This window comes from Bacillus sp. P14.5 (assembly GCF_003316765.1).
Taxonomy (GTDB): domain Bacteria; phylum Bacillota; class Bacilli; order Bacillales; family Bacillaceae_B; genus Rossellomorea.
In genome coordinates this window covers 70,478-91,581 of sequence record NZ_NIJF01000104.1, presented here as the reverse complement: position 1 = coordinate 91,581, position 21,104 = coordinate 70,478, and the positions used below count along the sequence as shown (strand labels likewise).

Below are 21,104 nucleotides of genomic sequence, written 5' to 3'. Positions count from 1 at the left end.
AAAGACCTCCTAAGATAACGTATTTATTACGCCACCCTTTTATGTTGTTATACTATTAAATTCCAAAAATTTTTAAACTCCCAGACCGCTTTCCCTCATATCCAGCACCCTCACAGCTTTTCCTTCAGACCGCGGAAGTGACTTTGGACTTTTCACCTTAACCTCCATGGACACCAGACAGCTGCTTTTCATGATATGCTGAATCTTCTTTGCCAGAAGAAAAATGCTTTCATGTTCAAGGTTTTGTTCCAGTCCTGAAAATACCTCTTCCTTGATTTCCACATGAAGTTCCACTGAATCCAATGTTCCCTGCCTGGTTAGATGAATCTGGTAGTGAGGAGATAACTCCTCTATAGTGAGCAGATAGTGCTCCACCTCTGAAGGGAATACATTGACTCCCCGGATGATCATCATGTCATCCACCCGCCCCTTGACCCGCGACATCTTCACTGTCGTACGGCCGCAAGAGCATTTTCCATATGACAATGATGCGATATCTCCAGTCCTGTACCGGATAATTGGAAACGCTTCCTTCGTCAATGAAGTGAAAACCAGTTCCCCTTCTTCCCCTGGGGGCAGTGATTCCAATGTGACTGGATCGATAATCTCAGGCAGGAAATGATCTTCCGCAATGTGCAATCCCGATTGTGCCTCATGGCATTCCATCGCCACTCCCGGTCCGATCACTTCACTCAATCCATAAATATCACAGGCTTTCAGATTCCATTTTTCTTCAATTTTCTGCCTCATTTTTTCCGACCATGGCTCAGCGCCAAAGATTCCATATTTCACAGAGGTTTTGGCAGGATCTTTACCCTGTTCTTCCATCTTCTCGGCTATATTCAAAATATAGGACGGCGTGCCGCAAATGACAGTTGGTTTAAAATCCTCAATCAGTGTAATCTGCCTTTCCGCATTTCCTCCTGACACCGGAACTGTCACTAATCCAAGTCTTTCGCTTCCATAATGGAGGCCAAGTCCGCCAGTGAATAATCCGTAGCCATAGGCATTGTGCAGGAAGTCCCCAGGCTTTCCGCCGCCAGCCGCTATTGCCCGTGCGACAATTTCACTCCACATGTCAATATCCTTTTGCGTATAGCCAACTACAGTCGGTTTGCCGCTCGTCCCTGATGAAGCATGTACCCTCACCAGTTCACCCTGTGGAACCGCAAACATTCCAAATGGATAATGGTTACGCAAATCAGCCTTCGTCGTGAACGGAAGGAGTTGAATGTCCTGCAATGATTGAATGTCTTCTGGTTTGATGCCCCTATTATCTAACTGCTCTCTGTAAAATGAGACATTAGCGTAAACACTGGCTATCGTCTTCTGAAGGCGTCCAAGCTGAATTAATTCGGTATCGCTTCTGTACCACGTTTCAATTTCATGTAAAATCACTCAGTATTTCCCCCTTTACTCGACATGGCCCTCTCGACTTGGAAGATTCTCTATTTTTATATAACGCTTTTTATTCGTGATATATTTATTTTGTTATACATCTACACTCAAAAGATAACGTTAAATTCCTGAAAAGTCAATATATTTTCTGAAAATTTATATTTTTATAGAAACTCTTATTTGATTAGGTTAGCAGATCTGTTTTGATTAACATTTAGTAGACTGGGAGGGGAATTGGTCTGCCAAGCGGCTTTGTAATAATCCCTTGTAATGGGGCGGGCATGATGAACCATCATGGATGTGGGGCTGGTTGGGATACAGGAGTTGTTTTATTTGATCGGTTCTTATCGAGGTGGGGTTACGTTTGATCCAGGTTCCTGCTTCGGAAGTAGTATTTAAACAGCTAAAGGTATCGTTAAATTATGGTAGACCTGTTTTAATGGTATATTTTTCGTTAATCGCACCATTTTCTCGCTGGGTTCCTCTTTTAATGGTACGTTTTTCCGTTAATCGCACCATTTTCTCGCCGAATTCCTCTTTTATTGGTACGTTTTTCTATTAATCGTACCGTTTTCTCGCTGGGTTCCTCTTTTAATGGTAGGTTTTTCCGTTAATCGCACCATTTCTCGGCGAATTCCTCTTTTATTGGTACGTTTTTCTATTAATCGTACCGTTATCTCTAAAGAGACTTAGCTTAATGGTACGATCCTCCTCCCATACTTAAAAAACCGGACGACAGCCCTCGCCCGGCCAAACATTATTTCCTTTTAAACCAGATTCGGTAAAAGTCAATCCAGCCCTGTGAGTTAATCAGTGCCTGCTGAATTGATTCATCACTTTCAAGCTCTGACAGATTTTTATAAAGCGGCAGCACCTGGCATGACCTCAATAATTTCTCTTCTATTATAAGAAGCCTCTTCAGGCGTTTCTCCCTGCTTGAAAGACTTTTTAACTGATCTATTCCCGCAAGCAGCTCCTCCCTGAATTCATCAGAAAAATGGTGCCAGATTGGACTGGTCTCAGCTAAGACCAACTGAAGAAAACTTAATTCTTCCTGATCGGTGATTGTTGCACTGTCGTGGATGATATCTGCTTCCGACATCGTATCGCTTCTCAGCAGTTCTTCTGCTGGGAGAAAAACGTTTTTTATAGAGATGCCGTATTTCTTGCATCTTTCCTTAAGCCACGCGGCATCCTCCACATGATCCCTGTCCTGGAAGGTATATAATAGAAGCTCTTCTCCATTGTAGGTGCTCTTTAGAAGGTGATCTGTTATTTCAACCTCACGCTGATTCTCTTTATATTCCAAAAAAGAAGCTGCACTTTCTTTCCTGAATTCACCCAGCTCAGCAACAAGGGCAGACGGGTCTGCGATTGCTTTCAATGCACTTCGAAGCAGAGGATCTTTTAAGGGACCATTTTTCCTTCCATTCAATGAAAGAAACTGTACATTCTTTTCAATGCGGGCTACTCTTTTGCGGGTGCCTACTTCCTTTTCATTACCCCTGTAGTATCCAAAATCCATCTCTGTTTTGGCTGGAGCCCGGTCTTCACGCTCCTCGGGCACGTTCCAAAACTCTACGCTGTCAAGAAATGGCCGTTCCCTGAAATAATGCTCGTTAGCTTCCAGGATCAATTTCGTACCGTCATTTCTCACAAGCCTGAATGGGCCAGTCCCTATAAGAGTATCCAAATAAACTTCTTTCTGTTCATTCTTCCTCACAACGGATAAATGCTCATCACTTAAAAGGTGAAGAAGCAAATGGTTAGGTTTATTCAGTTGGAGTTTGATTGCATGCTCTCCCAAGATAACCGTCTCATTCAGGTCCTGAAGCATCCAACGATATGGATTTTCCTCGGTTTGCAGAAAGCGCTCAAAGGTATGCTGAATATCCCGGGTGGTCAAGCGGCTTCCGTCGTGAAACTTTACACCTTTTCTTATATAAAAAATCCATTGGTCACCTGACTCATTATGTTCCCAGTGAAAGGCAAGGCGGGGCTCAAATTGATTTTTTTCTTCATTATAAGAAACCAGTCGATCACACACATGCTTTAGAATGTGACATTCCGAGCGAAGACTCGCAAGCGTTGGGTCCAGTGGTGAAAAAGGCTGCTTTCCATACTTCAGCCTCAGTACATCACGGCTTTCTGATTCTGCATGATATCCAAACAAGGTTTCAAGCCAGTCAGCAAAATCCTCCTCCAAACCCGGAAATTCCCTGCCGTATACCCCGATCAAATCCTGAGCCGCTTCTAGTTTTCCTTTTTTCACAAGCCTTCTGCCCTCACCCATCAAGAGATGTACTGGATCTTCCAAAAAGGTCAATGTTGATTTATTTCCCCTTCCTCTGCCGGGCGACCATTTAGCCCACCCTTCCCTTTCCCACTTGTGGATGGTCAGCTTGCTGTTGCGTGTTGTGCAAAACAGCACCTCTGAAATAGATGAAAGGGATATTTCAAGTTTCCTATGAATCTGTTTGCCCTGCGCTAAATATAAGCGCACATAGTGTTCTAATGAAATCATATAAAAATCCTTTCTTAAAAGGCGAAGTATTTACATATCTAATTCTACCCTTTTTCACCTTTTTCCTTCTATATAAAATAGATCTATTAGAAAGGAAGGATGACCTTGATTAAAAATCTATTAAACCGTTACCCGGGGCTTGTCTGGATTCGTGTCTTCGGCGAATTGCTGACGAGTGTCACTGGATCCATGCTTGCTCCCTTCTTGATCATCTATCTTTATGATAAGCTCGATGGCGCTGTCCTGCTTCCCATGATCATAGTGGGTCTGCAGCCACTGACAGAAATCATCATCACTCTCTTAGGAGGGAATCTCACTGACCGCCTGGGAAGAAAAAAGATCATTGTTGCGGGCCTTGTGCTGCAGGCAGGAGCAATGGCAGGATTTATCTTTGCCGAATCTGTCTGGATGTTTGCCCTTCTTTATGTCATTAATGGGGCCGGCCGCTCCGTTTATATTCCTGCCCAGCGCGCCCAGATTGCCGACTCCATTGATGACGGTTTGCGTTCCGAGGTTTTCGCTCTGCTTAACACAGTGGGAGCTGCCGGATTAGCGCTCGGACCGGTCATCGGTTATTTTGTCTATACACAAGATCCTGCCCTTATGTTCGGAATGCAGGCAGCTGCGTTAACTATCTATTTAATTGTGGTATATTTCAAGCTTCCTGAAACACTCCCTGATGAAAGCGATGAAATCCTGCAGGCTGCAAGCGGCTTCCATCTTAAGTCATTTATTTCCAAGAACTCCTATGTATTTGGCCTGATGGCATTCAGCCTGCCGATAAGTTTTTTCTATGCACAAACGGAAACGAACTACCGGATTTATCTCGAAGATCTTTTTCCGGATTTTCTTGTTGTCCTGACTACGCTTGCTTCCATAAAAGCTGTCATGTGCATATTTCTCGAAATCCCCCTTGTAAAATGGAGCAATAAATACTCATTCAAAAGAATCATTATTATTTCCTACAGCCTTTACTTTGTCGCTGCCATATCTTATGGGTTTTCAACCTCCATGCTTCTGCTGATTTTTACTCAATTGATTGTGACTGTGGCTGAAAGCCTTGGCTTGAACCGGCTGCTGAACCATGTGTCCGAGATAGCACCGTCCAATAAGCGCGGTCTGTACTTTTCGATATATGGAACTCATTGGGATATTTCCAGGATGGCCGGCCCTTTTCTTGGAGGCATGATTCTGATTGAATGGGGAGGCGCCGTCTTGTTTGTTCTCTCTGCTCTCTTGTTGCTGCTCGGCGGGTTTGCTCAATTTTTATTGACAACGGATAAGTTCTCTCTCCATTCATCAATAAAACTATCGATGGATTCAAAATAATTGGTACAGGGCATTAAGGTATCCCCATAGCTGACTCAAAACAGGATTCGCTTGTCTATCAGCTTATTAACACTAAAAAAGCTTGAGATGTTTTGATCTCAAGCTTTTTTCTATGCAGACTGGCTGCTATGCTCTTTTTTCTTTTAAAAACAGCTATACCTTTCTGCCATAAATGTGATAGTTTCTTAATCTTAGACTCTCTTTCCAAGCCAAGCTGCTTATTCAGCACATAGTAAATCACTTCTTCTAGTACTGCCAGCAGCACCAGGACACCAATGGCAATCCAAATCCACATCAACATTATCAAGAGTCCCCTTTCCAGTTTCGCACTCTTTTCATCTCTATTCTTCTAAGTACCACAAAATGACAATTGGCTAAACTACATATTTCTATTTTCTTTTTTGTGAAAAAGTGGTATTTCTTAGTTAGGGACTTATTTTACTAGAATGGAGTGACCTGCTTGACGAATGAGGAGTTTTGGGAGAGCTACGAAACATTAGCCAATACAGAGCATAGCTATGAAAAATATAATTCATTAATAGATTTATTATCATGGACGGGTGAAAATGAACTGCCTTATGAAGAATTTGCTGCCAGGTTTGAATTGCTGAATTGCGCAAACTTCTTAGGCGAATTTGAAATCCTTTTTGAACATTTCTTCTGGTGCCTGGACTTTTTTCAAAACAACTTGGAACACCTTCAAGAGTGGGCATCCTCTATCCTTTGGGCATTTAAATGGACGTTGGAACGAATAGTGTTGTTCCCTCATGTTGACCAAGAAACCATTGAGGAACTATTTTCTGATTTCCAAGAGCTCCTTACAAAATATAGTTTCAGCTTACGGCCTTTCTATCAATTTCGGCACAAAGCCGCTCTGTTGAAAGGTGATTTTCAAGGTGCAGAAGAATATTACGGATTGTGGCTGAACGCGCCAAGAGATGATCTGGCAGATTGTGCCGCGTGCGAGCTTCAAGCTGAAATGGAGTATCTGTTTCAGATCAACCAAACGGATGAGGCACTTGGGATAGCGGAAAGATTATTGAACAGGGAAGTGACCTGTGGGGAAATCCCTCATCTCACCTACTCCAAATTACTGCTGCCCTACTTACGGCTCGAAAAAATAGCAGAAGCGCAGTACTTTCAAAGTGAAGGCTATTTCATGATCTATCAAAAACCGAATTTACTCGTGGAAGCCTCTGAACATCTGCTCTTTTTCGCTTTGACCAATCCAAAGGGTGGAAAGAAGATATTTGAAAGACATATTGATTCAGCCGATGCTGATAAAAACCCATACGGCATGTTCTCCTTCTACCTCGCTTCGCTTGTATGGGGAAAAGCCCTGAAGAAAAGCGGACTGCGGGTGCCTTTCTCTTTGCAGGAGATGGAATCGGTTGTCCTGGCCATTGCCGATGACTTTGACGAACGGAATGGCAATTTATATTTTCATAAAAAAATGAGAGAAACGCTGGGTCTGCTGGAGACGGGTGCTGGCGCTAACAAGTGAGAGGAAATTGAATGCGAGATGCGGATTTGCAGGCTTTACTGATTATTGGAGAAGTTAGCAGGTCTATCAGCGGAACCCACTAGTTGATCGGCGAAACGGTTCTACTTTTCATAACAATTAAAAACCCCAGGCAAAAACCTGGGGCAGACAAACTATTACTTATCCAATTTCAGCTTCGCGAGCGCGTCTGCCAATGCCGTGTTGACCGGTGCGTCGTCCTGCTTCTTCATATACTTGTTAACATCGCTCTTGGAGACTTTGCTGTTCTTCGCTTTTTTCCTTCTTTCATTGAAGGTCGAAAGTTTTTCACGGTGGCCGCAGACACATGTGAACATCTGGCCTTCGCCTTCACCGCGCAAATCCAAACGCTTATGGCAGTTAGGGCAGCGTGCATTTGTTTTCTTGCTGACATTTTTGCGGTAACCGCACTCGCGGTCCTTACAAACAAGTTTTTTGCCGTGTTTGTTTTTGACTTCCAGCATGAGGTTTCCACAATCGGGACACTTTGTTCCGGTTATGTTGTCATGTGCAAATTTCTTGGTGCTGTTTTTAATTTCATGTACAGACTGTTTGGCATAATCTTTGATTTCACTGATAAAGGTATTTTTATTCAGCTTGCCTTTGGAAATCGCCTCCAGCTTTTGTTCCCACTCAGCTGTAAGAGCAGGTGATTTCAATTCGTCGGGAGCAAGGTCAAGCAGCTGCTTCCCTTTTGATGTAATCATGATGGACTTTCCTTTATTTTCGATTACCCCAGAGTTAAAGAGCTTCTCAATAATATCCGCACGAGTGGCGACGGTTCCCAGGCCTCCTGCAGTACCAATTGTCTTGATCAGCTCCTGATTTTCGCCTGCCATGTATTTCTTTGGATTTTCCATTGCTGAAAGAAGCGTGCCTTCATTGAATCGGGCAGGCGGTTGTGTGACATCGGATGTCTGTTCAATCGAAGAAACAGATAAAACGTCACCTTTCTCGATTTTCGGCAGTGTTTGATCGGTTAAACCATCTCCGCTTTCCTCCGAAGAACTCTGCCTGTCAAAAATCTCTTTCCAGCCCTGCTCAATAATCCGCTTTCCTTTGGCTACGAACGTCTCGCCCGCAATCTCCGCTTCAATGGTTGTCTGCTCATATTGAAAAGGAGGAAGGAACATGGCCAGGAAACGTTTTACAACGAGGTCATAAATCTTTCGTTCCTTATCGCTTAAGGAATTAAGAAAAGCCGTCTGCTCTGTCGGGATAATGGCGTGATGATCAGACACTTTGCTGTCATCCACAAATGCCTTCCCCAGCTTTGCTGAACTTTTCATCGCTTTTGCCGCAAGTTGATTATACGGCTTGATGGATACCGCCTGGATTCTGTCTTTCAGTGTGTCCACAATATCACTGGAAAGGTGGCGGGAATCGGTACGCGGATACGTTAAAAGCTTATGCTGCTCATAAAGCTTCTGCATGATGGACAGGGTTTCTTTTGCCGAATATCCGAAAATTTTGTGAGCGTCACGCTGAAGTTCTGTTAAATCGTAGAGTCCCGGTGAAAAGCTCTTCTTCAACTTTTTGTCCACAGAAGTCACTGATGCTTTCTTTTCACTTTTCAGTTTCCCGGACACCTTTTCAATAAAGTCTTTTGAGAAGGTACGATATTCCTTGGTTTTGCTATCCTGCCAAGTCAGGGTAAACTCACGGCTCTTTGCTTTCAGGCCGTAGAACGGCTTCGGCTTGAAGTTCTTGATCTCTTCTTCTCTTTGCGCAATGATACCGAGAGTCGGCGTCTGGACTCTGCCGCAGGACAACTGTGCATTGTGCTTCACAGTCAGCGCGCGGGTCGCATTCATTCCTACATACCAATCGGCTTCCGAGCGGGCTTGGGCGGCGGCATAGAGATTTTCATATTCTTTGCCGTTCTTCAGCTTTCTGAATCCTTCTTTGATAGCCTTGTCTGTTACAGATGAAATCCATAAGCGTTTAATCGGCTTGTTTACTCTTGCTTTTTCAATGATCCAGCGGGCGACCAGTTCGCCTTCCCGTCCAGCATCTGTTGCTATGACGATTTCTTTCACATCATTACGTACCATCTGGCTTTTGACTGCGTTGAACTGCCTGCCTGTCTTCTTGATGACCACCAGCTTCAGTTCATTCGGAAGCATTGGCAGGTCTTCTATCCTCCAAGTCTGGTATTTGCTGTCATAGGCATCCGGCTCGGCCAGCGTTACAAGATGGCCGAGCGCCCAAGTGACAATATAGTGGTCTCCTTCTATAAATCCGTTTCCTTTTTTATGGCAATTCAGTACAGCAGCGATGTCCCTGCCGACTGATGGTTTTTCAGCAAGTACTAATGTTTTGCTCAATCGAAACAATCCTTTCATTTGCGAACGTACGCATAGTTCCTTCCATTATACAGGATTCACCGATTTAAATTAAGAAGAGTGTTTGTATTATAAAAAGACTTTTCAATGATGACTAGCAGGGCCCTTTTAACTCTTCACTAAAGTGGAAATGTGAGATCAATTGGGTCACTGAACATCTCTTACTAAAACAGTGAAAATGGGTGAAACAATACGAAGACGTCAGTGATCCTCCATTCGAGGAAATGTTAGACGACATCAAGAAATTGAACTAATTTCACTCCACTTTTGATAAGATATTAATAAAGGAACCAGTATTGAAAAACAAGAATTACTTAGCAGCATAGAGGAGCAGTGAATTAATTGCAGGACGTTATGAACAAAAGGATTGCTGCCCGCCTTCCACAATGGAGCAGTGGCATCCTTTTATTATTGATCATATCCGGGACCGCCAAGTATCTTGGCACCCTTTTCCCTCTTTTGGGAAGTATCTTATTCGCCATCATCCTTGGAATTCTCATTAATAATACCGTTGGGGTACATGCCGCATTTCAGCCTGGGCTTTCACTCACCTTGAAAAAGTTATTAAAAGCTGCCGTGGTCATGCTTGGGGTCAGCCTCAGCTTTGCCGACATCCTCTTGATCGGAAGACAATCGCTGTGGATCATTTTGGTCTCCGTCATACTGGGAATCGTAATGACCATATGGGTTGGAAGCCTGCTGAAGATGGACCGAAAGCTCTCTTTGCTGATAGGAGTCGGAACAAGCATCTGCGGGGCAACGGCCATTTCCGCCGTCAAAGGGGTTATAGACTCTGATGATAATGAAACGGCGTATGCCATTTCCATCATTGTCTTTTTTAATCTTATCGCCTTTTTCTTATACCCGTTGATCGGGCACCTTCTCGAGATGGGTTCCATGTCGTTTGGGATATGGGCAGGAACAGCCGTCCACGATACTTCTTCAGCCATTGCTGTCGGGTATGTGTACGGAAATGAAGCCGGACAGGTTGCCACCACTGTAAAACTGGCAAGAACCCTGTTTTTGCTTCCTCTGATTCTGGTGCTTCCGCTGCTTTTGAAAACAGATAAGCCCAGTGGCTCAAACACTGTAAGAAAAGCATTTCCTTGGTTTGTCCTGATGTTCCTGGCTGTAAGTATCGTAAACTCGTTCGGCATCATTCCAGGCTCTGTGGAAGAATTTGTGACAGACACCGCGAAGTTCATCATCATTATGGTGATGGCCGCTGTCGGCTTACAAGTGAACCCCAAGCAGTTTGCCAAGCTTGGATTTAAACCCCTGATTGCCGGTCTTGCGGCATCCTTGACTGTTTCAGTGGTCAGCCTGCTGATGATATTGTTTTTATTGTAAAAATGATTGGATCAGATCTTAAATAGCAAGATATTATTAAACTAAGGGAGGGCAAAGCCGCGTGCGGTCTTGTCCTCTTTTTTATGATGAGGTTGTCAATGATCAGGGAAATGCACAGAGGATTATAGCTGTTAAACTGCATCAACTCTCCCTAAACTAAAGTTTCATGCTGTATAAAGGGGTCTTTTACAACATCAGCTATCCAGAAAAAGAATTTCATGCTGTATAAAGCGCTCTTAAACAGCATCAACTCTACCGAAAAAGAATTTCATGCTGTATAAAGTGCTTTTATACTGCATCATATCAAACAAAAAAGGTTTCCAATGCTGTAAATCAATCTCTTTATAAGATTTGAAGCATCCCTGTGTGTTGTTCCTTTGTGAAATGACCCTTCACTTTGCCAAATTCTCCGGGGCGGTGGTGCTGAGTCGGTTAATAAAAAAGGCTGTTTTCTGAAAGATTGTTGTTTTTTAATAATTCCCCCCTCCTCACCTTTTAACGGAGGCGGATTGAAGTGGAAGGCGTACGATCTCCTGCGGGAATAGCGGGCAGGTGAGACCCCGCAGGCAAAGCCGAGGCTCACCGCACGCCCCGCGGAGTCGTGCGCCTGGAGCGGAAATCCCTTACTAGTAAAGCAGCCCCAATCTTTGCGAAAGGAGCGTAATAAAAACACACCGTCTCTCTAACGATGTGTTTTTATTATTAACTCTACAAATCAACAAGACTTCAGTACTTTTTTTGAATGATTTTAGAAACAAATGCTGCGAGCAAAGCTGCAGTTAGTAGAAAAACAAGACTTAAGTACGTAAATCCTCCTCCAAAAGAAACCTCACTTGATAAAGAAGTGCTTGTTTCCCAAGCCCCTTCAATATCCGGTACATAAAGCGCTGTAAGGACTAGGCCGGATCCGATTTGCAGTACAGTATACAATACAAGAAAACTGATCAAAAAGACCATGATTTTTTTCAAAACAGCAACCTCCCACATTCAGTTAAAAACCTCTGTACCAGTTTATACGAATACCGTCGACAAAGGTTTCAATATATGGGCAATTCAACATCAACCATCTTATACATTTTTCATTCTTGTCTTATTCCTTGAGACCATAAGACCGGTAAACCCCGCTAAAAAGGACGGCGGCAGGCTCCACAATAGATAGCCCCACTGGCCTGTAATAAAGGAAATACAAAGAAAAAAGACAGGCAGACAAATAAGGACTGCTAAAGATACAATCATGGGTAATCCAGCTTTCTTGATCATATTGCTCCCCCTATACACTTATTATATTCCAATTATTTCAAATTCCACTTCAATATTCAATCTTTTATCTTCAGGAAATAAAAAAAGAATACAGAAAGATCTGTACTCCATAATCATTGATATTTCACAATCAACCCGCAAGCCAATCGCTTCCCTGCGTCTCCTGCGGGCTGTGACCGGTAATCATCCGGACTTTGATGAATAATTACTGCTTTTCCCACGACATCCTGAGGTTTAAATCTGTTGGTAAAGAAAGTCATTCTTGCATAGCCGTTATTGGAAAAAAGAACCGGAAAATCGCCAGCATGATTTCCATGAGGTTCACCGTCAGGGTTCCAGTGGCCGCCTGCCGCTTTAAAGAGCTCTTCTTTGTCACCAATTTCACAACTGCCATTTTCATGCAGATGAAATCCATGCGGTCCGACCGGATTCTCCTTCCCTTTTGCAGGTTGAAATTCTGGCAGTCCATTCACTTCTACATGAACCTCCGTCCCGTTTGGCACTTCCCTGAAAAAGACATATCCTTTTAAGTTCGGAGCCAGGGGGCCCCCTTCTATCTGGGCATAGGAAATCGAAGGAACGTTTCTATAAGGTAGATAACCATTATAATATCCCGGTTGAAGACCATAATAGTACGACACTTCTCCACCACTCCTCATGCTGGGCTTTTGCCAACTATCTTATGTAAATACGCCCAAATACGTGAATGCCTTACTTTCAGCCTCAGTTTGATCTATAATAGATGAAAACAGATGAAGGAGAGACACCCAGATGTCATCAACCGAGAAAAAGAAAATCAGTCTTGCCCAAGCAATGAAAGAAAAGCTCGTACAAAAGAAACAGCAATCCGGCAGTAATCCCAGTAGGCTTGTGAAATCGACCCAGCCGCTCAAAAGCCAGCTCACCAAAAAGCCGAATAATCAAAAGAAAAGAACGGGGGTTTAAAATGAACGGTCAGCAGCGCGCCAATATCACCCCGGGCATCGAAGTCGATATAGTACTGAAAAAAGATCAGAGAAGCGGAAAAACCACAAGGGGAACGGTAAAAGACATCCTCACCAACTCGTCCACACACCCTCACGGCATTAAAGTCCGCCTTGCAGATGGACAGGTTGGCAGGGTGAAAAATATCATCGATTAAGCACCATCCTCTGGGTGCCTGGAAACTATGGTTTCCAGGCACCTTTTTACTTGGGCACATCCGAATGTTTATTTATCCTCCTATTAAGGAATAAATACAAGTGAATTAAAACAAAAGGAGATGAGATTTTGTCACAAACCGATTTGAAGCAAGAAGTTCTGAATGTCCTTGAAAACAGCATGGTTGGAACGCTGGCTACTGTTGTTGGGAACAAACCTCATTCTCGATACATGACTTTTTTCAACGATGACCTGACTCTTTTAACCCCTACGAGCAGCGAAACACATAAAGCGGATGAAATTGAGCAGAACCCTAATGTCCATATACTGCTTGGATATGAAGGCGATGGCTACGGTGACGCTTATGTAGAGGTCGAAGGAAAAGTCCAGATTAGTAAAGATGAGAGTCTGAAAGAAAAGCTTTGGAATGATGAAATGAAGAAATGGTTTAAAGGACCGGATGACCCGAGTTTAATCATTCTGGAGGTTCATCCAACACAATACCGTTTGATGAATAAGAATGGTGAAGATCCGAAAGTACTTGATTTGTAAGCTAATAAAGGTAAGCACGCTGGATTGCGTGCTTACCTTTATTTGAATGAATATAAAAATATATGCAAACTTCCAACAGCATAAAAACCGCCCTCCCCATTACGGGAAGGGCATTCAAGAAAATCAATCTCCCAAATCTACATTATGATAGACTTGCTGAACATCTTCCAAATCCTCGATTGCATCGATCAATTTTTCAAACTCAGCTTGAGTTTCCTCTGGAAGACTGATGTCATTCTGCGCAAGCATCGTTAGTTCTGCCACAGTAAAATCTGATACCCCGGCATCTCTGAAAGCTTGTTGAACTGCATGGAATTGGTCAGGCTCTGCATAAATGATGACCGCTTCATCTTCTTCAATGATATCTCTGGCATCGACATCGGCATCCATCAGGATTTCCAGTGCTTCTTCCGCACTTTTCCCTTCCATCCCGACAACAGCCGTAGAATCGAACATATAGGCAACAGACCCGCTCACACCCATATTTCCGCCATTTTTCCCGAAAGCTGCGCGGACTTCAGAAGCTGTTCTGTTCACATTGTTGGTTAAAGCATCGACAATGATCATCGAACCGTTAGGACCAAAGCCTTCATAGCGGAGCTGGTCAAAGCTTTCTTCAGTGCCGCCTTTTGCTTTCTCCAATGCGCGGTCAATGATATTTCTTGGTACATTATATGTTTTGGCACGCTCAAGAACGAACTTCAAAGGCTGATTGGCTTCCGGATCCGGCTCTCCCTGCTTGGCGACAACATAGATTTCCTTCGCAAATTTAGAATAAACACGACTTGTATTTGCATCTTTTGAAGCTTTCTTTTCTTTGATATTATTCCACTTACGACCCATAGTTTTCACTCTCTTTCAAATTGTAACTAGACTTCCATTCTATTATAACGTAATTGCAAGTGATGTTTCGAGATTAATTCCTTAGATTAAACTAAAGCTCAGGCCGGGATAGCACATTCATCCTTTAGTACAGTTTACTAAATTGATTTCTGCTCCAGGTGCGCCGACTCCGCGGGGCGGGCGGTGAGCCTCCTCGGCTTTCGCCTGCGGGGTCTCCCCTGTCCCGCTATTCCCGCAGGAGATGGCACACCTTCCGCTCCAATCACAGTAAACACTTTAAGCAATTTAAATTAGAGGTTAGTAGTTAACCATTCTTCTCTTTAAGACACTTACCATTATACTCGTACTATTTAGTAGTAATTTGTTATGACTAAACTGCCTGTTTTTTTTGATTAAGCTACATAGAAGAAAGAAATAACAAGAACTAATTATGCTCACTCTACTATAGAACCATTACTTTTAACTCTTCCAAATCGACCCTGTTTATGATATATTTTCTGAAAGTTCAGTTTTTATTTTGATTTCAGGAGGAATGCTTATGAAGGGTTCAGTAAGATTAATTCCTTATGTCAAAGAAGAAATTATGGAAACTGTATCAGAAATGCCTGCAGGGGTCGACCTCGTTCAGGCCCCGAGGCTGTGGAAATCAGTCAAAGGGAAAGGCATTACCGTCGCTGTCCTGGATACGGGCTGTGACCTTGACCATGACGACCTGCAGGGACGGATTATAGGCACACGCAACTTCACGAACGATGATGATGGCCATGAAGAGAATGTTACTGATTATAACGGACACGGCACACACGTTGCCGGAACAATAGCTGCGAACGAAAATGGATCAGGAGTGGTCGGGGTTGCTCCGGAAGCCAGCCTGCTGATTATTAAAGTATTAGCAGGAGAACAAGGAAGCGGAAGATATGATTGGATTGTGGATGGAATTCAATACGCCATTGATCAAGGTGTAGACATCATTTCAATGTCTCTTGGAGGACCAACCGACTACGAGCCTCTTCATGATGTAATCAAGCAGGCGGTCGCGTCTGACATCTCTGTTGTCTGCGCAGCAGGTAACGAAGGAGATGAGGATGCATCAACCGATGAACTTTCCTTTCCAGCTTGTTACAATGAAGTCATTTCAGTAGGGGCCATCGACTTTGAACGAAATTCATCCTACTTCACCAATTCCAATAATGAAGTCGATCTCGTGGCACCTGGTGAAAAGATACTATCTACGATCCCCGGCGGGAAATTTGCCAAATTCAGCGGCACCTCCATGTCAGCGCCACATGTTTCAGGAGCATTGGCCTTGGTTAAACTTCTCGAAGAATCGGGTTTTGACAGGAAGCTATCTGAATGTGAGATTTACGCCCAGCTGGTTAAACGGACAATTCCGCTTGGTTATCCGAAAGCACTGGAAGGTAACGGTCTCCTGTACCTTACCGCACCAGACTTACTGGAGGAATATTTGCAGCAGAATCAGTTGTCTTTATCGGTTTGACTCCAAGAATTAGCAATTTCCTGCTAAGCAATAAAAAAGCGAAATTAAAGGTTATGTAATGTCCCCCTTTGATTTCGCTTTTTAATTTCAATTTCATTATTAACGCAATTTGCTCTCTACCTGCTGACACACCTCATCAGCGCTTAAGCCGTTAGCTTCGATAACAGACCCTTGAGTGACCACGTTTGCGATCCCCATAACATTGGAATCCAGTCCAGTCAGGACACAACAGTCACAGCCTTGTGCATCAGTCTCCTGTTTCAATTCCACGACATCGTGCCCTTTTTCACGAAGTGCTTGTACAACATTTTGAAGAGATTCTTCCACTCCAATTCTTCTTGACATGTTTCCACACCTCCTTAATATACTCATAGGATTTTCCATCAAACACAATGGTATTCATTTTATTTTTGTTTTTTGTCTGCCGCTCTTTTTCTGGCTCTGGCTTTGGCTGTTTCCCGCCTGGAAATCATCTGTGCTGAACTCGACATCATTTTTCCCTTGCTGTTTAGCCAGTTGTTCTGAAGTTTGTTCAAGGTTCGTTCTGCCCTGTTTACTCATAAAGTTCCCTCCACTTTTTCATTTCTGATATTCGACCATAGTCTTTGCAAAACTGCCAGTATTTATTAGCAAGCAGCACTTCTGTGAAGGGGTAGTTTAATCTGCAGGCAAAAGGGTATTAATAAACTATAAGCAATTAAATGGAGGATGATTTTTAAGATGGATCAAAATTTACAAGAATTACTTGATGGATTGAATGAAGATTTAGCAAATGAGTATACTGCACAGATTATGTACACAAACTACGCGGCTGTCGTTTCAGGTCTGCACCGCGCAGTGCTGAAGCCTTTCTTTGAAAGTGAAGTAGGTGACGAACAAGGGCACGCTTTATACTTAGCTGAAAAAATCAAAACATTAGGCGGCACGCCGACAACCACTCCGGCTCCTGTAAAGCAGACCGATGATGTCAAGGAAATGCTTCAGGCAGCACGCCAAGCCGAAAAAGAAACGATCGACCGCTATAAAGTACGTAAAGAACAGGCAGAAGCTTTAGGCTTAACTGAGCTGGTCGTGAAACTGGATGACCTTATCTCCGATGAAACGCATCATATGGAAGAACTTGACCGTATGCTAATGGATCCTGCGTTCCAATAATAAATGTATTTAAAAAGCTTTCTCCACATCGGAGAAAGCTTTTTTTGCTGATCAGGCTGTTCAGTTTTTCTGGCTTCAGTCTCCACCTTTCACTAATCTGCTCATACTACTGTAAAATCGAGCCACTCTTCCGGAAGCAGCTGCCGGTATTTAGGGGTCAGGTATCTGTCATCCACCAGCACGATCACACCAGTGTCTTCCTCGGTACGAATCAGTCTCCCTCCAGCCTGCAGAACTTTGTTCATGCCAGGAAGAATGTAAGAATAGTCATATCCGTTTTTTCCCTGGCTATTGAAGTGATCTTTAATGATCTCCCGTTCCGCTCCCAGTTGCGGCAGTCCTACTCCGACTATAATCACTCCTTTCAGCCTGTCTCCCTTCAAATCGATACCTTCTGAAAAAATGCCTCCGAGAACAGCAAAACCAATAAGAGAAGATCCTCTTTGAGGTTGAAAAGCTTCCAAGAACTCTTCCCGCTCATTCTCCGACATACCGGTTGACTGCAACAGTACCTCAACATCAGGACAACTTTCCATGAAAGCTTCATACACCTCATTCATATAGCGGTAAGAAGGAAAGAAATACAAGTAGTTCCCGGGACGCTGCTTTATTAGTTCGTGAGGCAGGGAGATAAGATGCGCGATGCTCCTTTCCCTGTCCTTATATCTTGTCGACAACGGTTTGATGAAAACACGGGAATTCTCCTTGGGAAAAGGGGAAGGAATTTCGAAACGATAGTCATCGTTTTCACCGCCAAGCAGTTCGAAATAGTAATGAAATGGAGACAAGGTGGCTGAAAAGAACACGGCAGATGAGAAGCTTTTGCTTGTCCGGCTGAGAAGCTCGGATGGATTCAGACAGAAAAGCTTGATTGTCATTTCTCTTTTACCAATATCGATATACGTAACATAATCTTCATTGTACAGCGCGGAAATCTTAATGAAATTGTGAGCCGCAAAATAAGTTTCAAGCAAGTTACTTTCCCCGCTCTGTCCTGCCAGCTCTGCTTCCGCCGCTTCTATAAATCTCTCAAGAAGTTCCAGCAGTTCCGTAAAGGGTTCTTTATATACCATCGTTCCTGTTTCCTCGCACTGCTTCCGCAAACCAATAAGGAAGCGATTGATTTCATTGCTGGAAGTATGCAGATTCTTATTCTTCCCCTTAAAACTCCGTTTGAGCTCTAAAAAAGCTGATTTCTCCAGCCCGGCTGAAAACATCGCCCTTCCTCTGTCAACCAGATTATGAGCTTCATCTGTAAGGAGGACGGTCCTTTTTTTCTGCGAATCGGATAATCGCTTTAAGGAAACCCGGGGGTCGAAGATATAGTTATAATCGCATATGACGGCATCCGCGATATAGGAGAGATCAATGGAGAATTCAAAGGGACAGACTTTGTGTTTTCTGGCGTATTGCTCTATCACTCCCCTGGTCATCCTTGTTTCATTCCTGATTATATCCAAGACTGCTTCATTGATTTTGTCGTAATAGCCGTCTGCAAACGGGCAGGAGTCGCCTTGGCAAATGCCCTCGTCCTTCAAACATGCCTTGTCTTTGGCTGTGATGGTAAGCGTTTTGGCAGTCAATCCATTTTGCTCCAGCATTATAAAGGCTTCTTCCGCGGTGGTTCTCGTAATCGTTTTCGCTGTTAAATAATAGATTTTATCTATCGATTCTTCCGCAAATGCCTTAACGCTTGGAAAAATGGTGGAGATTGTCTTCCCTGTACCAGTCGGCGCATTAACAAAAAGTGTTTTCTTTTCCTTTATGGTTTTATACACAGCACCTGCAAGATGGCGCTGTCCTTTTCTATACTCTGGGAACGGAAATTGAAGTTCTGCGGCTGATTCATTTCTTTTCTCCTTATGAGTGGTTAACAGTTTTGCGAATGGATAGTAGGTTTGAATGGTTTCCACAGCAAAATCTTCCAGCTGTTTGAGAGTGTACCGTTGCAGGTAATGGATGGTTTCTTCTGTTTCCACTTGGATATAGGTCAACCTGACTCCGATTTCTTGAAGATCATGGTCTTTGCTGTAAATATAAGCATAAAACTTTGCTTGCGCCCAGTGAACCGGGTATGAATTTTCAGATAGGTCATCCAAACTGGAACGAGTCGATTTTATCTCATCAATGATCACGTCTTCTTCCTCAAAAATCAGGCCGTCGCATCTGCCTTCAACTGTAAAGGTCAAATCATCATACGGGAGTACCGTGCTCAAAAACTCCTCAGCGCGGTCTCCCTCTTTATAGGTTTTTTGAATTTTTTTATGAAGGCGGGTCCCTTCAGTCATCGAAGAGGAGGTTTGGAATCTTTGATCGATACTGCCGCTTTTGTAAACATATTCAACAAGATTCCTAACAGAAACTTTTACTTCCTTCAAGCTCCGCCCCTCCTTTCTCTACAAAGCTTCTATATCACCCTTTTAAAAGAATCGTTGTCCCCTTAGTAATTAGAATCCGATTTTCAGTTAAGGAAACTGCGCTTCTTCTAATGAATCTTTTTAATAAAGACCACTTTCAGATAATCTCCCTGTTTGAACTGGCTGATTGTCCGGAAATCAGCAGGAAGGGAGAATTCCTCCATCAATTTATAGTCACTTCCCGATTCCTTGAACGCTTTATCGATAAAACTTTTGAATCTTTTCATATCAAAATTGCTGGCGTTTGTGGAAGCAACGATGACTCCATTTTTCTCAGTTATCGCTATGGTCTGCTTCAGCAGATCGGTATAATCCTTAGCCGCGGAGAAAGTATGCTTTTTAGAACGTGCAAAGCTTGGGGGATCCAGGATGACCATATCGAATTTGAGCTGTTTTTTCACCGCATACTTGAAGTAGTTAAAGACATCCATGACCTTGATGTCCTGCTCCTCGTAGTTAATCCCATTTATGCTGAACTGCTCGATGGTTTTGGCCTCGCTCCTGTTTGCCAGGTCTACGCTGGTTGTCTTGACCGCTCCGCCGAGGGCAGCAAAGACGGAAAAAGCTCCTGTATAGGAAAATGTATTGAGCACCGTTTTCCCTTCGGCATACTTGTCCCTGATCAGCTTCCTTACATCCCGCTGATCAAGGAAAACCCCGACCATGGCGCCATCGTTTAAATAAACGGCAAAATTGGCACCATTCTCTTTCACTATAAGAGGAAATTCGGCGCGCTCTCCAGTGACAAAGTCATCTTCATCAATATACTTCCCGCTTTGGGCAAACCTCTTCTTCTGATAAATGCCTTTACTATCGACAAGCTGTTTCAGAGAAAGAATGATATCATTTTTGAATTGATAGATGCCTTCACTGTACCAGTTGATCAGATAATATCCGTTAAAGTAGTCGATGGTCAGTCCGCCAATGCCATCACCTTCTCCGTTGAAAACACGAAAGGCGGTTGTCTCTTCGCTTTGATAAAACTCAAGTCTCTGGCTGATAGCGTTATTCAATTTTCTTTCAAAAAAACCCTGGTCGATCCGTTCCTGTTCTTTCAAGCTCAATACCCAGCCCAATCCTTTATTCTGTTTACCATAGTAGCCTCTGGCGATGAATTGCTTGCGTCTGTCCACCAGCTTGATGATGCTTCCTTCCTCTTCTAGTCCTGCTTGGGAAGCAAGCGCATCGCCGCTGATGAGCGGAAAGCCTTTTTTGAATTTATCTTTGAATTTGGGATTCACGGTCAATATGATTTCTTTCATGATTTCATCCTATCCTTTGTATAATTTAGGCGTTACTACATATATTTCACAGAGAAGGACAAGTGTACTCTTCCCAGGCGCTTTATCCCTCTAAAGCGCTGAAAGGGACTCTCCCTTTTAATGCTTTAAAGTAGTAAATCAGCTTAATCTCTTTTCACATTGCTTTTCTAATGGCTCTTTTCGTAATCTTTGTGGCTATTTTATATGAATTTCGTAAGATAATGCTATTATTCATCGGAAATGTTCTGGTAAGTATGAAGAAAAGAGCCGCGCTTCTGTATATATACTATTTTACTTTCATCCCCCTTTACGTAGGAGGATCTTCGCTGCAGGCGTACGACCTCCGGCGGGACTAGCGGGACAGGTGAGACCCCCAATCTAGTTCCAGCGGCCAGCGACTAGCAGATTTCGGTCTCTCTCCTTGCTAATCTAGCTGCTTGGCCCCAGCGGCTAGCGGACTTTCCTGCCTCCTCCTTGCGATAAGTCAACATCAACTCACTGTGTTCGTT

At 43.4% G+C, this 21,104-nt stretch carries 20 protein-coding genes; 8 read left to right on the top strand and 12 right to left on the bottom strand.

Going from position 1 to position 21,104, the window contains the following annotated elements; translation table 11 throughout:
• Positions 1 to 72: 72 nt before the first annotated feature.
• Together paaK and B9Z54_RS21030 are read right to left on the bottom strand one after the other, a co-directional pair.
• Complete coding sequence (paaK, locus tag B9Z54_RS21035; protein WP_113930328.1) at positions 73 to 1,398, bottom strand: phenylacetate--CoA ligase PaaK; 1,326 nt, start codon at positions 1,396 to 1,398, stop codon at positions 73 to 75.
• Between the two features lie 757 nt (positions 1,399 to 2,155).
• Entirely contained in the window at positions 2,156 to 3,922 is a 1,767-nt protein-coding gene (locus tag B9Z54_RS21030; RefSeq protein ID WP_113930327.1) for an SgrR family transcriptional regulator, read from the bottom strand.
• A gap of 108 nt (positions 3,923 to 4,030) precedes the next feature.
• Between B9Z54_RS21030 and B9Z54_RS21025 the strand changes: the two genes are divergently transcribed.
• Positions 4,031 to 5,251 (top strand): MDR family MFS transporter, encoded by a 1,221-nt coding sequence (locus tag B9Z54_RS21025; protein WP_113930349.1) that lies wholly within the window; start codon positions 4,031 to 4,033, stop codon positions 5,249 to 5,251.
• 58 nt (positions 5,252 to 5,309) lie between these two features.
• On the opposite strand, the gene B9Z54_RS21020 is transcribed toward B9Z54_RS21025, so the two are convergent.
• Positions 5,310 to 5,552 (bottom strand): hypothetical protein, encoded by a 243-nt coding sequence (locus B9Z54_RS21020; protein ID WP_113930326.1) that lies wholly within the window; start codon positions 5,550 to 5,552, stop codon positions 5,310 to 5,312.
• A 159-nt stretch (positions 5,553 to 5,711) separates the two neighbouring features.
• Between B9Z54_RS21020 and B9Z54_RS21015 the strand changes: the two genes are divergently transcribed.
• On the top strand, positions 5,712 to 6,755 hold the full coding sequence (locus B9Z54_RS21015; RefSeq protein WP_113930325.1) for a hypothetical protein: 1,044 nt from the start codon (positions 5,712 to 5,714) through the stop codon (positions 6,753 to 6,755).
• A 155-nt stretch (positions 6,756 to 6,910) separates the two neighbouring features.
• On the opposite strand, the gene B9Z54_RS21010 is transcribed toward B9Z54_RS21015, so the two are convergent.
• Positions 6,911 to 9,118: a DNA topoisomerase III gene (locus B9Z54_RS21010; protein ID WP_275887837.1), complete on the bottom strand. Its 2,208-nt coding sequence runs from the start codon at positions 9,116 to 9,118 to the stop codon at positions 6,911 to 6,913.
• 354 nt (positions 9,119 to 9,472) lie between these two features.
• On the opposite strand from B9Z54_RS21010, the gene B9Z54_RS21005 reads away from it, so the two are divergent.
• A complete protein-coding gene (locus B9Z54_RS21005; protein ID WP_113930348.1) occupies positions 9,473 to 10,468 on the top strand; it encodes a YeiH family protein in 996 nt (331 codons plus the stop codon).
• 726 nt (positions 10,469 to 11,194) lie between these two features.
• Here the strand turns inward: B9Z54_RS21005 and B9Z54_RS21000 are convergent.
• The 3 genes from B9Z54_RS21000 to B9Z54_RS20990 all read right to left on the bottom strand — a co-directional run bounded on the left by B9Z54_RS21000 (position 11,195) and on the right by B9Z54_RS20990 (position 12,387).
• Positions 11,195 to 11,437 (bottom strand): hypothetical protein, encoded by a 243-nt coding sequence (locus B9Z54_RS21000; RefSeq protein ID WP_113930323.1) that lies wholly within the window; start codon positions 11,435 to 11,437, stop codon positions 11,195 to 11,197.
• 99 nt (positions 11,438 to 11,536) lie between these two features.
• Entirely contained in the window at positions 11,537 to 11,728 is a 192-nt protein-coding gene (locus tag B9Z54_RS20995) for a hypothetical protein (protein ID WP_113930322.1), read from the bottom strand.
• 113 nt (positions 11,729 to 11,841) lie between these two features.
• A complete protein-coding gene (locus tag B9Z54_RS20990) occupies positions 11,842 to 12,387 on the bottom strand; it encodes a superoxide dismutase family protein (protein WP_113930321.1) in 546 nt (181 codons plus the stop codon).
• A gap of 112 nt (positions 12,388 to 12,499) precedes the next feature.
• Here B9Z54_RS20990 and B9Z54_RS25350 point away from each other — a divergent pair, with 112 nt between their 5' ends.
• The 3 genes from B9Z54_RS25350 (at position 12,500) to B9Z54_RS20980 (ending at position 13,420) form a co-directional block, all read left to right on the top strand.
• Positions 12,500 to 12,673, top strand: a complete 174-nt coding sequence (locus tag B9Z54_RS25350) for a hypothetical protein (RefSeq protein ID WP_205207746.1) — start codon at positions 12,500 to 12,502, stop codon at positions 12,671 to 12,673.
• 1 nt (position 12,674) lies between these two features.
• Positions 12,675 to 12,869 (top strand): YwbE family protein, encoded by a 195-nt coding sequence (locus B9Z54_RS20985; protein ID WP_113930320.1) that lies wholly within the window; start codon positions 12,675 to 12,677, stop codon positions 12,867 to 12,869.
• Positions 12,870 to 12,997: 128 nt separating this feature from the next.
• Complete coding sequence (locus B9Z54_RS20980; protein ID WP_113930319.1) at positions 12,998 to 13,420, top strand: pyridoxamine 5'-phosphate oxidase family protein; 423 nt, start codon at positions 12,998 to 13,000, stop codon at positions 13,418 to 13,420.
• Between the two features lie 123 nt (positions 13,421 to 13,543).
• Here the strand turns inward: B9Z54_RS20980 and B9Z54_RS20975 are convergent, their stop codons facing one another.
• Complete coding sequence (locus B9Z54_RS20975; RefSeq protein ID WP_113930318.1) at positions 13,544 to 14,263, bottom strand: YebC/PmpR family DNA-binding transcriptional regulator; 720 nt, start codon at positions 14,261 to 14,263, stop codon at positions 13,544 to 13,546.
• A 538-nt stretch (positions 14,264 to 14,801) separates the two neighbouring features.
• On the opposite strand from B9Z54_RS20975, the gene B9Z54_RS20970 reads away from it, so the two are divergent.
• On the top strand, positions 14,802 to 15,761 hold the full coding sequence (locus B9Z54_RS20970) for a S8 family peptidase (protein ID WP_113930317.1): 960 nt from the start codon (positions 14,802 to 14,804) through the stop codon (positions 15,759 to 15,761).
• Positions 15,762 to 15,860: 99 nt separating this feature from the next.
• Here the strand turns inward: B9Z54_RS20970 and B9Z54_RS20965 are convergent, their stop codons facing one another.
• Together B9Z54_RS20965 and B9Z54_RS25345 are read right to left on the bottom strand one after the other, a co-directional pair.
• Positions 15,861 to 16,106: a YkuS family protein gene (locus B9Z54_RS20965; protein ID WP_113930316.1), complete on the bottom strand. Its 246-nt coding sequence runs from the start codon at positions 16,104 to 16,106 to the stop codon at positions 15,861 to 15,863.
• Between the two features lie 54 nt (positions 16,107 to 16,160).
• Entirely contained in the window at positions 16,161 to 16,322 is a 162-nt protein-coding gene (locus tag B9Z54_RS25345; RefSeq protein WP_205207745.1) for a hypothetical protein, read from the bottom strand.
• Between the two features lie 159 nt (positions 16,323 to 16,481).
• Here B9Z54_RS25345 and B9Z54_RS20960 point away from each other — a divergent pair, with 159 nt between their 5' ends.
• Entirely contained in the window at positions 16,482 to 16,916 is a 435-nt protein-coding gene (locus tag B9Z54_RS20960; RefSeq protein ID WP_113930315.1) for a ferritin-like domain-containing protein, read from the top strand.
• Positions 16,917 to 17,017: 101 nt separating this feature from the next.
• Here B9Z54_RS20960 and B9Z54_RS20955 read toward each other — a convergent pair whose 3' ends face one another.
• Both B9Z54_RS20955 and B9Z54_RS20950 read right to left on the bottom strand, forming a co-directional pair.
• Positions 17,018 to 19,294 carry an ATP-dependent DNA helicase gene (locus tag B9Z54_RS20955; RefSeq protein WP_240190041.1) on the bottom strand — a complete coding sequence of 759 codons (2,277 nt, stop codon included), beginning with the start codon at positions 19,292 to 19,294 and terminating at the stop codon, positions 17,018 to 17,020.
• A gap of 107 nt (positions 19,295 to 19,401) precedes the next feature.
• Positions 19,402 to 20,598: a class I SAM-dependent rRNA methyltransferase gene (locus B9Z54_RS20950; protein ID WP_113930314.1), complete on the bottom strand. Its 1,197-nt coding sequence runs from the start codon at positions 20,596 to 20,598 to the stop codon at positions 19,402 to 19,404.
• Positions 20,599 to 21,104: the final 506 nt, after the last annotated feature.

What these genes read in the sequence shown, in the direction of transcription:
- B9Z54_RS21030 (WP_113930327.1), bottom strand. Translation starts at nt 3,922, where the DNA reads ATGATTTCATTAGAACACTATGTGCGCTTATATTTAGCGCAGGGCAAA.
- B9Z54_RS21020 (WP_113930326.1), bottom strand. Translation starts at nt 5,552, where the DNA reads ATGTTGATGTGGATTTGGATTGCCATTGGTGTCCTGGTGCTGCTGGCA.
- B9Z54_RS21010 (WP_275887837.1), bottom strand. Translation starts at nt 9,118, where the DNA reads ATGAAAGGATTGTTTCGATTGAGCAAAACATTAGTACTTGCTGAAAAA.
- B9Z54_RS21005 (WP_113930348.1), top strand. Translation starts at nt 9,473, where the DNA reads ATGAACAAAAGGATTGCTGCCCGCCTTCCACAATGGAGCAGTGGCATC.
- B9Z54_RS20995 (WP_113930322.1), bottom strand. Translation starts at nt 11,728, where the DNA reads ATGATCAAGAAAGCTGGATTACCCATGATTGTATCTTTAGCAGTCCTT.
- B9Z54_RS20990 (WP_113930321.1), bottom strand. Translation starts at nt 12,387, where the DNA reads ATGAGGAGTGGTGGAGAAGTGTCGTACTATTATGGTCTTCAACCGGGA.
- B9Z54_RS25350 (WP_205207746.1), top strand. Translation starts at nt 12,500, where the DNA reads ATGTCATCAACCGAGAAAAAGAAAATCAGTCTTGCCCAAGCAATGAAA.
- B9Z54_RS20985 (WP_113930320.1), top strand. Translation starts at nt 12,675, where the DNA reads ATGAACGGTCAGCAGCGCGCCAATATCACCCCGGGCATCGAAGTCGAT.
- B9Z54_RS20975 (WP_113930318.1), bottom strand. Translation starts at nt 14,263, where the DNA reads ATGGGTCGTAAGTGGAATAATATCAAAGAAAAGAAAGCTTCAAAAGAT.
- B9Z54_RS20970 (WP_113930317.1), top strand. Translation starts at nt 14,802, where the DNA reads ATGAAGGGTTCAGTAAGATTAATTCCTTATGTCAAAGAAGAAATTATG.
- B9Z54_RS20965 (WP_113930316.1), bottom strand. Translation starts at nt 16,106, where the DNA reads ATGTCAAGAAGAATTGGAGTGGAAGAATCTCTTCAAAATGTTGTACAA.
- B9Z54_RS25345 (WP_205207745.1), bottom strand. Translation starts at nt 16,322, where the DNA reads ATGAGTAAACAGGGCAGAACGAACCTTGAACAAACTTCAGAACAACTG.
- B9Z54_RS20960 (WP_113930315.1), top strand. Translation starts at nt 16,482, where the DNA reads ATGGATCAAAATTTACAAGAATTACTTGATGGATTGAATGAAGATTTA.